We start from the raw sequence: 16316 nt of genomic DNA, 5'->3' as shown, positions 1-16316 counted from the left end.
AAACGACACCGTACTCACTCCTCAGGTCCCGCAAATCCTGAACGAGTCTTAACTAAACTGCATCATGTCCGCCCTGGTTATCCATTGTGCTGCCGAACCGTTGGCGGCCGATCGCTCCTCGCACATGCTGGAGAACGGCCATGGCAAAACAGCTAATAGGGCGCACGGAACTTCCACCGGACAGGCCTTCCGGATTCCATCCGCTGGTCTACAAGGCCGCTATCGGGCTCGTCGCAATTCTTCGTTCTGGCGGCCTGGATATTGTTTGATTGTCAGAACGACACCGAACTTCCTCTCGCAATCCGTCAATCTGTTCCTGCTGGTGGCCGTGATGCTGCCTTATCTGCTGTGGCGGACTTGGCACCATCAACGACTGCCACCTTCACTGACGGCTAACAGCGGCTTCCGTAAGTGGACCAATGAATCGGTCGAGGTCTGGCAGAGCCGGCTTAAGGGCTCGGATGCCGCAATCGACATGTTGCTGTCGCTGGCCTCCGTGGCGTTCGGCTTGCTCGCTTTGGGTATCGTCTTCAACCTGAGCTGACGATCCGACCGCGCAGCATCGGCGCCGCGCTTCTCGACGTGAGTTCTCGACCTTCGCCCTGTGCCGGCACTGTTTCATGTGAAACACCCGGCCGCGGGGGTCGGTTGAACACAGGACCGCACCCTGTTTCACGTGAAACAGCGGATCAGGCTCGTTGAAACTTGTCTTTCGACTTTCACCGCTCCGCGCTAGAAGTTTGCGCATGTCTACCCAATCGCTTTCATTCGACGTCATCGTCATCGGTGGCGGCCATGCCGGCTGCGAGGCCGCCAGTGCGGCTGCCCGGATGGGCGCGAAGACCGCGCTGGTGACGCATCGTTTTTCGACGATCGGCGCCATGTCCTGCAACCCCGCGATTGGAGGGCTCGGCAAGGGTCATCTGGTCCGCGAAGTTGACGCTCTCGACGGCCTGATGGGCCGGGTCGCGGATGCCGGCGGCATTCAGTTTCGGATGCTGAACCGCCGCAAGGGTCCTGCCGTCCGTGGGCCGCGCGCTCAGGCCGACCGCAAGCTCTATGCCGCTGCGATGCAGGCCGCGATCCTTGAGACCGTCAACCTGACCGTGGTCGAGGGCGAGGCGGATGATCTCCTGACCTCCAATGGCCGCATCAATGGAATTCGCCTCGGAGGCGGGCGGATGCTCTCTGCCGGCGCCGTTGTGATCACGACCGGCACCTTCCTGCGCGGTTTGATCCATCTCGGCGAGAAGAATTGGCCAGCGGGCCGGGTCGGTGAGGCTCCGGCCATGGGGCTTTCAGCTTCGTTCGAGCGTCTGGGCTTTACGCTTGGCCGGTTGAAGACCGGGACGCCTCCGCGCCTGGATGGCACCACGATCGACTGGTCTGCAGTCGAGATGCAGCCAGGCGATGATCCACCTGAGCCGTTCTCCATCATGACGGACCGGATCACGACGCCCCAGATCCAGTGCGGGATCACTCGCACCACGCCCAAGACCCATGAGGTAATCCGGGCCAATGTGCATCTTTCGCCGATGTATTCCGGTCAGATCAAGAGCACTGGGCCGCGCTATTGCCCCTCGATTGAAGATAAGATCGTCCGCTTCGGGGATCGCGATGGCCACCAGATCTTTCTGGAGCCCGAAGGCATCGACGACAATACGGTCTACCCCAACGGCATCTCGACCTCACTTCCGGAAGAGGTCCAGCTCGCGATCCTCGCCTCCATCCCCGGCCTTGAGCGGGTCAAGATGGTCCGGCCGGGCTACGCGATCGAGTACGACCATGTCGACCCGCGCGAGCTCGATCCGACGCTTGAGACCAAGCGATTGCCCGGACTGTTTCTGGCTGGCCAGATCAACGGCACGACCGGATACGAGGAAGCAGCCGGGCAGGGGATCGTCGCTGGCCTGAACGCGGCACTCGCTGCTGGCGGCACTGATCCAATCGTGTTCGACCGCGCCGACGGCTATCTCGGCGTGATGATCGATGACCTGGTCACGCGTGGGATCACCGAGCCCTATCGCATGTTCACCTCGCGGGCCGAATACCGGCTGACGCTGCGGGCCGACAATGCCGACCAGCGGTTGACGGATAAGGGGATTGCGTTGGGGTGCGTCGGCGAAGCCCGCTCCAAGCGCCACACCGCAAAGATGGCGGCGCTGAATGCCGCCAAGGCGCTGGCCAGGTCCCTCTCGATTACGCCCAACGAGGCCATAAGACACGGGCTGGCGCTGAACCGCGATGGCGTCCGCCGCTCCGCCTTTGAATTGCTGTCGTACCCCGAAGTGGAGTGGTCGACGCTCCGAGGCATCTGGCCGGAGCTGTCGGTCATCGATCCATCGACTGCCGTGCACCTGGAGATCGACGCGAAGTACGATGTCTATCTCAAGCGCCAGATCGCAGACGTCGATGCCTTCCGCCGCGACGAGGGACTTGTCCTGACCGCCGTCGACTATGACGATGTACCCGGCCTCTCCAACGAGGCGCGCGCCAAGCTGAAGGCTGCGCTGCCGCGGACCGTGGGTCAGGCAGGGCGGATCGACGGGATGACTCCGGCGGCGCTGGGCATTCTGGCCGCTTACCTGCGTCGGGAGGCACGGCGGAAGAAGGCGACGGCGACCGCGTAAGCGTTTCACGTGAAACGGCGCGCCACGGTCATTGTGAGCGCAGCGAAGCAATCCATTCATCCGAGCACGACGGCGCCAATGGATTGCTTCGCTGCGCTCGCAATGACAACCTGGCTTCCGACTGACATTGCGAATCATGGTCAAAGCATCGCTAAACAGAGCGCTACCGAGCGCAGCTGCCGACAAGAGGGCGGCCCTCGCCCTCGCCCCCGTTTCACGTGAAACGGAAGCCCGGCTCGACCGCTACGTCGCGCTTCTCCTGGAGTGGCAGGCCAAGACCAATCTCGTTGCGCCGTCGACGCTTCCCGAACTCTGGACCCGCCACATCGCTGATTCGCTGCAATTGCTCGACCTCGCTCCAACTGCCAAGGTCTGGGTCGACCTCGGCAGCGGCGGCGGCTTTCCCGGTGTCGTGCTCGCCTGCGCGCTCGCCGATACGCCTAGCACTAGCGTCCACATGGTCGAGCGCAACGCTAAGAAAGCGGCCTTTCTCCGCGAAGCACTGCGGGTGACAGCGGCGCCGGGGACGGTGCATCTGGCTGACATCGGGGATATTGTGGAAAGAATCAGCGGCCCGATCGATTGCGTGACCGCGCGAGCGCTGGCTCCGCTACATCAGCTCATCGGCTTCGCGGAACCGCTGGTGCGAAAGGGTGCAAAAGCGCTGTTTCTCAAAGGCCAAGATGTAGAGGCCGAATTGACCGAAGCCACTAAATATTGGAAAATTGAGCCGCAGCTTCATCCGAGTCGGACCGGCGGACACGGCTGGATTGTCGAGCTTAGCTCCATCGGGCGCCGTTGAGCTTTACGCAGGGGATTATCAGGGCAACGCTATGACCGTAATTGACGAGATTTATCAAGAGGATAGGGCGCCACAACCGGCTGGCCATCCACGCATCTTGTCGCTTGCCAACCAAAAAGGGGGCGTCGGCAAGACAACCACAGCGATCAATCTCGGGACGGCACTCGCAGCCATCGGCGAGCGGGTCCTGGTCGTTGATCTCGATCCGCAGGGCAACGCATCGACCGGGCTCGGCATCGACCGGCGCAATCGGGGCTGCTCGACCTATGACGTTCTGATCGGCGAGGCGCCGCTGCGCGAGGCGGTCGTGGCGACCGCGGTGCCACGGCTTCACATAGCGCCCTCGACCATGGATCTCTCCGGCCTCGAGCTTGAACTCGGCACGACGCCGGGCCGCGCGTTCCGCCTGCGCGACGCGATCGCGGGGCTCAACAACAACACCTCGCCGGATGCCGATTACACTTATGTGCTGATCGACTGTCCGCCGTCGCTCAACCTGCTGACCGTGAACGCGATGGCGGCGTCGGACGCGATCCTGGTGCCGCTGCAGTGCGAGTTCTTCGCGCTCGAAGGTCTGTCGCAGCTCTTGCAGACGGTCGAGCAGGTGCGCTCGACGCTCAACCCGAACCTGTCGATCCACGGCATCGTGCTGACGATGTTCGACTCCCGCAACAATCTGTCGAACCAGGTCGTCGCCGACGTCCGGCAGTTCATGGGCAGCAAGGTCTACAACACCATGATCCCGCGCAACGTGCGCATCTCCGAGGCGCCGTCCTACGGCAAGCCGGTGCTGGTCTACGACCTCAAATGCGTCGGCAGCGAAGCCTATCTGAAGCTCGCCACCGAAGTGATCCAGCGCGAACGCGAGTTGCGCACGAATTAAGGACCATTCGTAGGATGGGTAGCGCGCGGCGAAACCCATCATCTTTCCATGCGAGGAGCGCGATGGGTTTCGCGGCGCTCTACCCATCCTACGATCCGACCGATCTGAAATTCGAATTCCGGAGTTTGCTACGTGAATCCAAGGGAGCTGGCGACAATGGCCGACGAAGCGCGTTCGCGACTGGGCCGTGGGCTTGCAAGTCTGATCGGGGACGTCGGCGGCGAGGCCGCGCATGTCGAGCGGCCGCGCACGCAGCGCAAGGTGCCGATCGAATTCCTCAAGGCCAACCCACGCAATCCGCGCCGCAGCTTCGCCGATGCCGAGCTCCGTGAGCTCGCCGATTCGATCAAGCAGCGCGGCGTGATCCAGCCGATCGTGGTGCGGCCGGTCAAGGGCGCGCAGGACCGGTACGAAATCATCGCCGGCGAGCGGCGCTGGCGCGCCTCCCAGCTCGCCGGCCTGCACGAGGTGCCGATCGTCCCGATCGAGGTCAACGATAGTGACGCGCTCGAGATGATGATCATCGAGAACGTGCAGCGCGAAGACCTCAACCCGATGGAAGAGGCGCAGGGCTATCATGCGCTCGCCAACGAGTTCAAGCGCAGTCAGGAAGATATCGCGCGGGATGTCGGCAAGAGCCGCAGCCATGTCGCCAACATGATGCGGCTGACGAAGCTGCCCGCCGAGGTGCAGGCCTTCATCGCCAGCGGCGAATTGTCCGCAGGCCATGCGCGAGCGCTGATCGGCGTGCCCGATCCGCTCGCAGCCGCCAAGCGCATCGTCGCCGAAGGTCTCAACGTGCGCCAGGCCGAAGCGCTGGCACATGACGAGGGCGTGCCGGTGCGCAAGCCTCAGAAGGCGCGCGGCGGCGCCGCCGGCAACGAGAAGGACCCGGACACGCTCGCGCTAGAGAAGCGCGTCTCCGATGCGCTGGGCCTGACCGTCAGTGTCAACCACCGCGACCCCGGCGGCTCCGTGCAGATCAGCTACCGCAGTCTCGAGCAGCTAGACGAGGTGATGCGGCGGCTCGAGGGCGGTTAGTCTCGTCATTGCGAGGAGCGATAGCGACGAAGCAATCCATCTCTCCGCATGGGAAAATATGGATTGCTTCGCTTCGCTCGCAATGACGCCTTGGGGTGCATCGCGTCTCATCCCCGCCGTCGCGCATTCGCGGCGATCGAGAGCAAGGTGCGTTGCGCGATCACGGCGGCAAGCGAATTCTGCTTGCGCATATCGAGCGCCGCGGTGCCGAGCTGCTCGATGATGCCGACCAGCCGCTGCGGGCTGAAATTGCGGAGTGCGATTTCGACGGCACCTTTCCGCGAGAAATGCAATCGCGGGTATCCGCCCTCCAGTACCGACGCGGCCGGCGCACCATCGGCAATCGCCAGCGCCGATTTGTGCAGCCAGGCCGCCTGGCGCTGCGCGGCAGCGATGATGACGCCGGGATAGGTGCCGGCGACCATCGCTTTCGCAAACTCCGTCTCGACCGCGGCGGCATTGCCGGCGAAGGCACTGTCCACGATCGGATCGAGTTTCAGCTCGGACGCGTCGGACACCACGGTCATCACGTCCTCAAGCGTGACCTCGCCTTTGCCGTGGGCGTAGAGCGTGAGCTTGCGCACTTCGTTGCGCGAAGCCTGGCGGTCGCCGCCGAGCAATGACATCAGCACGGCACGGGCATCTTGCGCGATGCGCAGGCCGGATGCCTTGAGTTCGTCGTCGATCAGCTTGGCGAGATCGCGCTCAGTGTCGGGATAGCAGCCGATCGCTACCGCATTCTTGGCGCGCTCGCAGATCTTGCGCAGCGGCGAATCCGGCCTGATGTCGCCGGCCTCGATCACGATGCGGCAGTCGTTCACCGGCGAATCCGTCAGCGTCTCGACGCCGCTGGCAAAATTGCGCGAGCCGGCGCGAACGCGGATCGCGCGCCGTCCGCCGAACAGCGGCACCGTCATCGCTTCATCCACCAAACGCGAAGGCTCGGCGGCGAGGTCGTCGCCGTCGAGGCGGACCAGAGAGAACGGATCGTTGGGGTCGTCGACCGCGGATGCCATCAGCGCGTCGGCGCGCTCGCGCACCAGGCCGGCATCGGGGCCGTAGAGCAGGATGATCGGACGGCCGGGATCGGGCCGGGCGAGGAAGGCGTCGATCTCTTTTCCGCGGAGCGCGACCAACGGCGATCAGGTCCCGGCGGTGAAGAAGGACGCCAGCCGGGTATTGATGTTGTCCGCGATCTCCTGCGCGGCGCGATCTTCGGCGTCGCGCAACGCGCGCGTGCGGGTGAAGCGCTGGTAGGAGCCCGGCATGTCGTAGGACACCCGCGAGAAGGTGGAGCCCGTCATCACCGACTTGTTGGAGGCGATCTCGACCAGGTTGTATTGCGCGTCGATGCCAAAATTCTCGCCGGTCGGCAGCGCCGTGTTCGGATCGATCATCAGCGAGGAGCGGCTGGTCGTGAAGCGGATCACCAACCGATGGGTCGGCGGCATGCCGGTGGCGTTGCCATAGAGTTTGAACGCCAGCGCATTGCGGACTTCCACGCCGATGCGGGCCTCGCGGGACGCGTTCGGCTTGTCGTTGATTGGCGGGAGCTCGACGCCCATCAGCTTCTCGCGCAACGCCGGCGTGCCGTCGGTATGCTCGGCATACATCGGCTGGAAACAACCTGCCGTCACCGCAGCCAAAGCGGCCACCGCGACGAGCCGGAGAGCGATCCGGATCCTAGCCGACGACATTCACGATCCTCATGGGCACCACGATCACCTTGCGGACGGGCTTGCCGTCCAAGGCGGCTTTTACCGCATCAAGCGCCAGAACGGCAGCCTCGATCTCAGCATTTTCCGCCGCCCGTGGCACGGTAACATCACCCCGCTTCTTGCCGTTGACCTGGACCACCAGGGTCACGCTGTCTTCAACCAGCAAATCGCGTTCGATTTGCGGCCAGGAAGCCTCCGAAATCAGCCCCTCCTGGCCCAGAACCTGCCAGCATTCCTCGGCGAGGTGCGGCATCATGGGCGCGAACAGTTGAACAAGGATGACCGCGGCCTCCCGGACCGCCCAGGCGACGTCGGGGGCAGGCTTGCCGCCCTTGGCCAGGGTCTCGGCGAGCGCATTGGCGAATTCCCGGATATGGGCGAGGCAGACATTGAAATGCAGCCGCTCGATCCCGGAGGACACCTTGTCCAGCGCGCCATGGGCGGCCTTGCGCAAGACGAGCGCCTCGGGGGTGAATGACGCCGGCCGGGCCACTGGGGCACCCTTCGCGATCTCGGCGGATTCATTCACCAGCCGCCACAGCCGCTGCACGAAGCGTGCCGCGCCTTGCACCCGCTCGTCGCTCCAGATCACATCGCGATCCGGCGGGGAGTCCGACAGCATGAACCAGCGCGCGACGTCGGCGCCATAGGTCGCGATAATGTCGTCGGGGTCGACCGTGTTCTTCTTCGACTTCGACATCTTCTCGATCGGGCCGATCGTGATCGCCTCACCGGTGTCGATCGTCGTCGCGCGCCGCTCGCTGCCGACGACCTCGATCTTCACGTCCGCCGGCATCACGTAGGTACCGTCGGCCTTCTGGTAGGTCTCGTGCACCACCATCCCTTGCGTGAACATGCCGGCGAACGGCTCATCCATCGCGATGTGGCCCGTCGCCTTCATCGCGCGGGTGAAAAAGCGGCTGTAGAGCAGATGCAGGATCGCGTGCTCGACGCCGCCGATATACTGATCGACCGGCATCATCCGGTTGGCGACTTCAGGCGTGGTCGGCGATGTCTCGTTCCAGGGATCGGTGAAGCGCGCGAAGTACCAGGACGAATCCACGAAGGTGTCCATGGTGTCGGTCTCACGCTGTGCCGGCCCGCCGCATTGCGGGCAGGTGACGTGCTTCCAGCTCGGATGGTGGTCGAGCGCATTGCCAGGCTTGTCGAAGGTCGCGTCCTCCGGCAGCGTTACCGGCAGCGCGCTGTCGGGCACGAGCACGACGTCGCATTTCGGGCAATGGATGATCGGGATCGGGCAGCCCCAATAGCGCTGGCGCGAAATGCCCCAGTCGCGCAGGCGGAAGTTCACCTGGCGCTCGCCGACGGGCGCGTTGCCGCGAATCTCGCTCTCCAGCCGCTTCGCGACTTCTTCCTTCGCCTGCTCGATGGTCATGCCGTCCAGAAAGCGCGAATTGATCATGCGGCCGTCACCGTCATAGGCGGTGTCGGTGATCACGAACGTCTTCGGATCCTGCCCCTCCGGACAGACAACAGGCGTGTTGCCGAGATCGTATTTGTTGACGAAGTCGAGGTCGCGCTGGTCGTGCGCCGGGCAGCCGAAGATGGCGCCGGTGCCGTATTCCATCAGCACGAAATTCGCGACATAGACCGGCAATTTCCAGTTCGGATCGAACGGATGGATCGCCTTGATGCCGGTGTCAAAACCCTGCTTCTCGGCGGTGTCGATGACTTCCTGCGCGGTGCCGATCCGTTTGACCTCCGTGATGAACTCGGCAAGCTTCGGATTCTTTGCCGCCGCGGCCTGCGCCAGCGGATGGTTCGCCGAGATCGCCATGAACTTGGCGCCGAACAACGTGTCGGGCCGCGTCGTGAAAATCTTCAATTCGCGCTCGCCGTCCGGCGTGGTTGTGGGATCCAGCGCGAAGCGGATCAAGAGTCCCTCGGAGCGGCCGATCCAATTGCGCTGCATCAGCCGCACCTTGTCGGGCCAGCGATCCAGCCCGTCCAGCGCGTCCAAGAGCTCCTGCGAGTACTTCGTGATCTTGAAGACCCACTGGTTCATCTCGCGCTGCTCGACGACAGCGCCCGAGCGCCAGCCGCGGCCGTCGATCACCTGCTCGTTCGCGAGCACGGTCATGTCGACTGGGTCCCAGTTGACCTTGCGCTTCTCGCGCTCGACGAGGCCGGCGCGCAGGAAATCCAGGAACATCTTCTGCTGATGCTTGTAGTAGCTGGGGTCGCAGGTCGCGAACTCGCGTGACCAGTCCAGCGACAGCCCGATCGAGCGAAGCTGCTTCTTCATCGCCGCGATGTTGTCGTAGGTCCACGCCTTCGGCGCCACCTTGCGCTCGATCGCGGCGTTCTCCGCCGGCAGGCCGAACGCGTCCCAGCCCATCGGGTGCAGCACGTTGAGCCCCTTGGCGCGCATGTAGCGGGCCAGCACGTCGCCGAGCGTGTAGTTCCGGACATGGCCGATATGAATGCGCCCGGAAGGGTACGGGAACATCTCGAGCACATAGTATTTCGGCCGCGGATCGTCGTTTTTCGACGCAAAGATCGCCCTCTCGTCCCACTGGCGCTGCCAGCGCGGCTCGGTTTCACGGGCGTTGTAACGTTCGGAGGTCATGGAGCAGGGCTCTTGAGGGGCTTTTCGGCCGTTTAGAAGACGGCGGACTAGGCCATAGAATTGGCTGCGGGGTCAACGGGTTGGGGCACTCGTGACGGCCCTTGACGGTACGGCATAACGTGCCGGCTCAGCAGATATAGGTCTGCATTCTCGCGGCAGGAGATGCCCGAGCTTTGTTTCACTTTTCGCCCTCGCATCGAATAGAGGGCGCAGGGAAAGCCGGGTGCTGGTTGCACCCGTGGGTCCCGTGCAACAAAAAAGCACGGGGTTAGGACCACAGGTTCAACCGAAGCATTCCGGCTTTCCCTGCGCGATGGTTTTAACGGTTTCCTTCGTGCTCTCCTCGGTGACCGGGCTTTCTTGCCACCGTCACCTCTCGCGCGAAGTTGTTCGCGCAAGAGATTTAGCGCCAGCGTCGGGGCGCCAGGACCACACGACTTCGCCGTCCGTGAATGCCACGCTCGTCAGTCGTGACACCCGCGTCCACCGCATCTCACCGCAACGTTCGTGACGATCGCGACCCGCCCCTCATCCGCCGTGAGACGCGCGCAGTCATAGTGCTGATTTGCCCGACGGCGGAAGCGGAATGTTTTTTGTGCGAGGGCTGGACGAGACAAATCAGGTTGGAATTGCTTGCGAATTTTTCTCCGCCGTCATTCCGGGGCGTCCGAAGGACGAACCCGGAATCCATCCAGCCAGGAAGGATGCGGCGAAATGGATTCCGAGCTCGCGCCAAGAGGCGCGCCCCGGAATGACAGAGGATGTGGTGACGTCGTCGCGCCCGAATGACAGCAGCGAAGTTAGCTCGCCATCGCCATCGCTGCCGCACCCTTCGAGCCTCGCACCAGGCCGTGTTCGACGACGGTGTTGCGGCCGAGATGTTTGGCGGCGTAGAGGGCGGCGTCGGCGGCTTCGATCAGGTCACCGGGGAGGAGCGCCGGGCCTGGCTTGGTGCAGGCGACGCCGACGCTGGCGGTGACGATCTGGTAGCTGGAGGTTGCGTGCGGCAGGCGGAGATCCTGCACCGTGGCGCGCACGATCTCGCCGATCTCTTTTGCGCGTGCGGCACCGGTGTTCGGCAACAGCAGGCAGAATTCCTCGCCGCCATAGCGGCAGGCGAAGCCCAGCGTATTGGCGGCGATGCCGGAGAGCGTCTCGCCGAGCCTGGTCAGGCAGGCATCGCCTTCGGGATGGCCGTAGGTGTCGTTGTAGAGCTTGAAATGATCGACATCGATCATCAGGAGCGACAGCTCGCAATCATATTGCTGCGCCTTCATCCACTCGAAATCGAGCCGGCTCTGGAAGCCCCGGCGGTTGGCGAGCCCCGAGAGCATGTCGATCGAGGCCATCACCGTCAGGCGGTCGTTGGTCGCGACCAGGTCGCGTTCGCGCTGGCTGAGCTGCGCGGCCATCGCATTGAAGGCGCGGGCCAGCGGAACGAACTCCGCGGGCAGCTTGTTCTTGGCGACGCGGACCGACCAGTCGCCCTCGCCGAAGCGCTTGGCCGTGCGGGTCATCACGTCGATCGGATGGATGATCAATTTTTCCGCGCCGACCAGCGCACCGAACAGCACGAGCAGGCAGACGAAGCCGAGCTGCAGATAGGCGGTGCGGATATCGCGATCGATCGCCGCCGTCACCTTGGCTTCGTCGATGCTGACGATCAGCCGCGAGCGTGTGCCGGGAATGCGGGCAAAGCTGATCGTGCGGTTCGTGCCATCCGCCGCGGTAAAGGACATCGAGCCGGAGGACTCACCATAACTAAGCGCCTTGTCCGCGACCGCGGACATCAGCGGCACGGTGTCCAGCGAGCGGCCGATCATGCTTGCCTGATCCAGCGGTGCCGCGAGAACCGTGCCAGTGCTGTCGACCAAGACGGAGGAAACACCGGCACGTCCGCCGTAATTGCTCATGATCTTGGACATCCAGTCCAGATTGATCGCGGCCAGAACCACCGAGTCGGTTTCACTGTTGACGGCCGCCACCGGGTAAGCGGCCATCACGACCGGTGTATTGGTGGGGCGGCTCACGATCAAATCGCTCAAGACAAATTCCCGGCGCCTTCTCGCTTCGGTCACATAGGGCCGGTCGCTGAGATCGATGCCGACATAGGCGTTGTCGGTCGAGCACTGGATCCGGTTGTCGCTGCCGAGAAACATCAGGCTGCGGATCCATGGCATGTTGGCGGGCACGCTGGCGCGCAGGATCTCGCAGCTCTTGCCGATGCCGCCGGCGGAGGCACGGATATAGGCGGCGGATTTCAGCACCGTCTCGACCGAGGAGATGACCTCGCGCTGGGCGTCGGCGCTGTGTGCGGCGAGCGCGGCGAATTCCTCGGCGGCGTGTGCGATCTGCTTGGCCCGCGAATCCTCCAGGGTGCGGACGCGGTCCAGCATCATGGGCGCCACCAGCAACAGCGCAAGCAGCGCCAGCCGCCCGCGGATACCCAGAAGAGTCTTGAGTTTGGCGCGGTGGCGGTTGAAATTAATTTTAGACATTAATGTCCCCTAGCCCCACTGGTGAAGGTAGAACGAAGGGTTCAAGAAGGCTTTCCCGGATTTGATAAAATTCGAGGGAACCTCCGCTAAAGCGTTTTCGAGCGGAGTGGATACCGGTTCGCGTAGCAATCAAGTTTACGCAGATTGCGTAGACTTATCTGCGTAGAAAACGCGTCAAATCAAGAATCTAGAGCTTCGGTTCTGATTCAATCAGAACCGAAAATGCTCTAGCCTGCGTTGGTAGATGACATGACACCGGAAAACACAGCGGCGCTAACCGCGCATTCACCAAACGGTCTCGCAGAAGTCGAGGAGGAAATCGCGCGCGCCTGCAAGGATGCGCGTCGCGATCGTGGCTCGGTGACGTTGATCGCGGTGTCGAAAACATTCAATGCGGATGCGATTTCGCCCGTCATCGCGGCCGGACAGCGCGTTTTCGGCGAGAATCGCGTGCAGGAAGCCAAGACGAAGTGGCCTGCCTTGATGCAGGCCCATCCCGACATCGTGCTGCATCTGATCGGACCGTTGCAATCCAACAAGGCGAAGGAGGCGGTGGCGCTGTTCGATGCCATCCATTCGGTGGACCGCCCCAGCATTTGCGAAGCGTTAGCCAAGGAAATCAAAAACCAGAACCGGCAGCCGCAATTGTTCATCCAGATCAATACCGGCGAGGAGCCGCAGAAGGCCGGCATTTCCCCGTCCGAGGCCGATGCCTTCATCGCGCGCTGCCGCGAGCATTACGGGCTTTCGATCTCGGGCCTGATGTGCATCCCGCCGGTGAACGACCCCCCTGCCCCGCACTTCGCGCTGACGGCCAAGATCGCCGCGCGCAACGGCCTGACGAATCTCTCGATGGGCATGAGCGCCGATTTCGCCACAGCGATCCAGATGGGCGCGACCCATGTGCGCGTGGGGTCTGCGATTTTTGGGGCAAGATAGCTGCGTGGTTGCATTGCGTTCGCGCGCAATAATGCGAAGAGGGCCGTGAGCTCCAATCTATCTCCTTACCCTGAGGAGGCCGCGAAGCGGCCGTCTCGAAGGGCGAGGCCACCGGCGGGGCCCCATGGTTCTCCGAGCGATGCGCAGCATCGTCCGGGAGACGCGCTGCGCGCTCCTCACCATGAGGGTCTAAGAGCGGGCCGCGGGTCACAGATCTACCTGCCCTCTAACCAATCACGATCCGCGTCTGCGGGCTCATTCGCCGTAATAGCCGCAGCATCGAGGATTTGGTCATCGAGACGCAGCCGGCGGTCGGCGCGAAATTTGGACGGGCCAGATGCAGGAACACCGCGCTGCCGCGGCCGGCGATGCGCGGGGTGGTGTTGTGGTCGATCTCGATGATGAAGTCGTAGAGACGATCCTCGCGCGTCAGCCGGTCGCCGTTCTGCTCGCGGGTCAGCCGCACCGGCCGGTTGTAATGGCGGTCCCGCGGGTCCTCGCACCAGGCGTCCTCGGGCCGAATGGCACGGGTGGGCAGGAAGCTCGCCGGTCGCGGGGAGCGGTCCGCCCGCCACCATAATTGTCGGGGGCGGAAGACACCCCTAGGGGTGCCGCCGTCGCCCTCGCGCTTATTCGCGAGGATGCCGCCCCGGCCAAGTGCAACCGGTACCGACCAACCGTCGGCGGTCAGCCACCCCCGGCACGGGTTACCGGCGGCGGGTTGGACGCGGACCAGGGACAACGGCCGATCACGCGCGGTTGTCTCATAAGTGATTGAAAAACTGGAACTTCTCATGTGAATCAAAAAGCCCGCGCCTTGCCTGCCCGGCCCCGATTGTTCTATCTGGCGGGATTACAGCACATTCATCCAATCGGCTGCTGATTTGGGATAGACTGTGATCGGCTTGTGAATCGGTAATGAACGACTACCTACACAGCGAGTCTCGCCATCAAGTCTCGGCCAAAGCGCTGTCCGCTTGTGTCCGCTGCTGCCTGCCTCCAAGAGGATCGTTCCTATGGCCAATGCCCGCAAGATTTTGATCGTGGATGACGACACCGACCTGCGTGACACGCTGGTCGAGCAACTTTCCCTTCACGAGGAATTCGAAGCCTCCGCAGTCGATACCGGCGCCAAGGGCGCCAGCGCCGCCAAGACCAACTCTCCCGATCTGGTCCTGATGGATGTGGGCCTTCCCGATACCGATGGCCGCGAGGTGGTGCGGTCCTTGCGCAAAGGCGGCTTCAAGGCGCCGATCATCATGCTGACCGGCCATGACACCGATTCGGACACCATCCTTGGCCTCGAATCCGGCGCCAATGATTATGTGGCAAAGCCCTTCCGCTTCGCGGTGCTGCTGGCCCGGATCCGCGCGCAGCTCCGCCAGCACGAGGCGAGCGAAGACGCGGTGTTCTCCGTCGGTCCCTACAGCTTTCGGCCCGGCTCGAAGATGCTGACCGCCGCCAATGCGCGGAAAGTGCGGCTGACCGAGAAGGAGACCGCGATCCTGCGCTTCCTCTACCGCGCCGGCCAGATGCCGGTGTCGCGCGAGACGCTGCTGCAGGAGGTCTGGGGCTACAATTCGGGCGTCACCACCCATACGCTGGAAACGCATATTTACCGGCTCCGGCAGAAGATCGAGAAAGATGCCGCCAATCCCGAGATCCTGGTGACGGAAGCCGGTGGCTACAAACTGGTGCCGTGATACGATTCGCGACCGAATCGTATCCCCGGTCACCGGCCTGAATGTCGATCGAAGATGACGTAGCGCTGCTCGAACGCGTCTCCACCTTGCGCCTGCTGGGGGATACTGCTTTGCGCATGCTTGCGATCGGCTCCGAACAGCGAAATTTCGAACCCGGCGACGTTATTTTCCATGCCGGCGACCAGGCGGATGCGGGTTATGTCGTGCAGCGCGGCGCTTTCCGCGTGGAAGATGGCGGTGCCGAGATCATCGCAGGCCCCGGCGCGCTGATCGGCGAGCTCGCGCTGATCGTGCCGATGAAGCGGCCGTCGACCGCGACCGCGCTGGAGCGCGCCACCTGTGTTCGAATTTCGCGCAGCCTGTTTCAACGCGTGCTGGAAAGCGATCCCGCCGCGGCGCGAAGGCTGCGCGACGAATTCGCCACCCGCACCAGCCAGCTTGCCAGCGATATCGTGGTGGCGGGCGGGAAGTTGAGTTCGTAGCTCCCTGTCGTCCTCGCGAAAGCGAGGACCCATAACCACAGGCAGCCGTTGTGGCGGAAGCAAGTGGTTGCGGCGGAGCACACCACAAAAGCCTGTGGTTATGGGTCCCGGGTCAAGCCCGGGACGACGGTCAGCTACACCTCCAACGTCACCGTCACCGGCACGTGGTCCGACGGACGCTCCCAGCCGCGCGCGTCGCGGGTGATCCTGAAATCCGTGACGCTGTCCTTCAGCGCGCGCGAGACCCAGATGTGGTCGAGCCGGCGGCCGCGGTCGCCGACGGTCCAGTCGGCGGCGCGATAGCTCCACCAGGTGTAGACTTTCTCCGACAGTGGAATGCGCTCGCGTGCGACGTCGAACCATTCGCCATGCACCTGCGCTGCGAGCAGCTTCTCGGTTTCGATCGGGGTGTGCGAGACGACCTTCAGGAGCTGCTTGTGCGACCACACGTCGTTCTCGTGCGGGGCCACGTTGAGATCGCCGACCAGGACGTGACGGTCGTCGCCGCGCGGATGCAAGGGCTCGCAGGCTTTCATCTCGTCGAGGAATTGCAGCTTGTGCTCGAATTTCGGATTGAGTGCGGGATCGGGGATGTCGCCGCCGGCCGGCACATAGAAATTATGCAGCACCAGCGGCTTTGACAATTGTGCCTTGTCGCCGAACTCGACCGAGATGTGGCGGGAATCGATCTTGTCGCAGAAGGTGCGGATGTCGGTCTTCTCGAACGGCACTTTCGAGATGATGGCGACGCCGTGATAGCCCTTTTGCCCGTTCAGCGCGACATGCTCATAGCCAAGCCGTTTGAACCGCTTCAACGGAAAGGCGTCGTCGATGCATTTGGTCTCTTGCAGGCAGAGCACGTCCGGCCGCGCCTGCTTGATGAACTTGGCGACGAGATCGATGCGCAGGCGCACCGAATTGATGTTCCAGGTTGTGAGGGAGAGACGCATGGGAACTGCGTCTTAGCATGGATTGCGGCGGTGGATAGGATTGTCCACAGGGGACGCGTAGGGTGGGCAAAGCGAAGCGT

Annotated in this window: 14 protein-coding genes; 8 read left to right on the top strand and 6 right to left on the bottom strand. The window is 63.3% G+C overall.

The features are described from left to right. Positions 1–64 precede the first annotated feature (64 nt). From AC5ZGW_RS06610 to AC5ZGW_RS06590, 5 genes are all read left to right on the top strand, one after another. Entirely contained in the window at positions 65–544 is a 480-nt protein-coding gene (locus AC5ZGW_RS06610; RefSeq protein ID WP_130225503.1) for a hypothetical protein, read from the top strand. 202 nt (positions 545–746) lie between these two features. Continuing rightward, entirely contained in the window at positions 747–2630 is a 1884-nt protein-coding gene (mnmG, locus tag AC5ZGW_RS06605) for a tRNA uridine-5-carboxymethylaminomethyl(34) synthesis enzyme MnmG (protein ID WP_130225502.1), read from the top strand. 136 nt (positions 2631–2766) lie between these two features. After that, a complete protein-coding gene (gene rsmG, locus AC5ZGW_RS06600; protein ID WP_130225501.1) occupies positions 2767–3432 on the top strand; it encodes a 16S rRNA (guanine(527)-N(7))-methyltransferase RsmG in 666 nt (221 codons plus the stop codon). A 31-nt stretch (positions 3433–3463) separates the two neighbouring features. Beyond that, on the top strand, positions 3464–4315 hold the full coding sequence (locus tag AC5ZGW_RS06595; protein WP_130225500.1) for a ParA family protein: 852 nt from the start codon (positions 3464–3466) through the stop codon (positions 4313–4315). A 156-nt stretch (positions 4316–4471) separates the two neighbouring features. Next, positions 4472–5356 (top strand): ParB/RepB/Spo0J family partition protein, encoded by an 885-nt coding sequence (locus AC5ZGW_RS06590; protein ID WP_165435184.1) that lies wholly within the window; start codon positions 4472–4474, stop codon positions 5354–5356. A 107-nt stretch (positions 5357–5463) separates the two neighbouring features. Here AC5ZGW_RS06590 and holA read toward each other — a convergent pair whose 3' ends face one another. From holA to AC5ZGW_RS06570, 4 genes are all read right to left on the bottom strand, one after another. Then, positions 5464–6492, bottom strand: a complete 1029-nt coding sequence (gene holA, locus AC5ZGW_RS06585; RefSeq protein ID WP_130225498.1) for a DNA polymerase III subunit delta — start codon at positions 6490–6492, stop codon at positions 5464–5466. Between the two features lie 6 nt (positions 6493–6498). After that, positions 6499–7053 carry an LPS assembly lipoprotein LptE gene (lptE, locus tag AC5ZGW_RS06580; RefSeq protein ID WP_028164764.1) on the bottom strand — a complete coding sequence of 185 codons (555 nt, stop codon included), beginning with the start codon at positions 7051–7053 and terminating at the stop codon, positions 6499–6501. Continuing rightward, on the bottom strand, positions 7040–9664 hold the full coding sequence (leuS, locus tag AC5ZGW_RS06575; RefSeq protein WP_130225497.1) for a leucine--tRNA ligase: 2625 nt from the start codon (positions 9662–9664) through the stop codon (positions 7040–7042). Before leuS ends, lptE begins: the two co-directional genes overlap by 14 nt. Before the next feature lie 800 nt (positions 9665–10464). Continuing rightward, a complete protein-coding gene (locus AC5ZGW_RS06570; RefSeq protein WP_130226315.1) occupies positions 10465–12162 on the bottom strand; it encodes a diguanylate cyclase domain-containing protein in 1698 nt (565 codons plus the stop codon). 249 nt (positions 12163–12411) lie between these two features. Here AC5ZGW_RS06570 and AC5ZGW_RS06565 point away from each other — a divergent pair, with 249 nt between their 5' ends. Further along, entirely contained in the window at positions 12412–13101 is a 690-nt protein-coding gene (locus AC5ZGW_RS06565; RefSeq protein WP_130226314.1) for a YggS family pyridoxal phosphate-dependent enzyme, read from the top strand. A 226-nt stretch (positions 13102–13327) separates the two neighbouring features. On the opposite strand, the gene AC5ZGW_RS06560 is transcribed toward AC5ZGW_RS06565, so the two are convergent. Continuing rightward, positions 13328–13897 carry a L,D-transpeptidase family protein gene (locus tag AC5ZGW_RS06560; RefSeq protein ID WP_130226313.1) on the bottom strand — a complete coding sequence of 190 codons (570 nt, stop codon included), beginning with the start codon at positions 13895–13897 and terminating at the stop codon, positions 13328–13330. 220 nt (positions 13898–14117) lie between these two features. Here AC5ZGW_RS06560 and AC5ZGW_RS06555 point away from each other — a divergent pair, with 220 nt between their 5' ends. Together AC5ZGW_RS06555 and AC5ZGW_RS06550 are read left to right on the top strand one after the other, a co-directional pair. Beyond that, positions 14118–14804 (top strand): response regulator transcription factor, encoded by a 687-nt coding sequence (locus AC5ZGW_RS06555; RefSeq protein ID WP_027582830.1) that lies wholly within the window; start codon positions 14118–14120, stop codon positions 14802–14804. 41 nt (positions 14805–14845) lie between these two features. Next, complete coding sequence (locus tag AC5ZGW_RS06550) at positions 14846–15286, top strand: cyclic nucleotide-binding domain-containing protein (RefSeq protein ID WP_028164759.1); 441 nt, start codon at positions 14846–14848, stop codon at positions 15284–15286. A 134-nt stretch (positions 15287–15420) separates the two neighbouring features. Here the strand turns inward: AC5ZGW_RS06550 and AC5ZGW_RS06545 are convergent, their stop codons facing one another. Continuing rightward, positions 15421–16236, bottom strand: a complete 816-nt coding sequence (locus AC5ZGW_RS06545) for an exodeoxyribonuclease III (protein WP_028164758.1) — start codon at positions 16234–16236, stop codon at positions 15421–15423. Between the last annotated feature and the right edge of the window lie 80 nt (positions 16237–16316).

The organism is Bradyrhizobium sp. Crot121 (assembly GCF_059512385.1).
The sequence above is the reverse complement of the archived record's forward strand: the minus strand, read 5'-3'. Positions and strand labels throughout refer to the sequence as shown.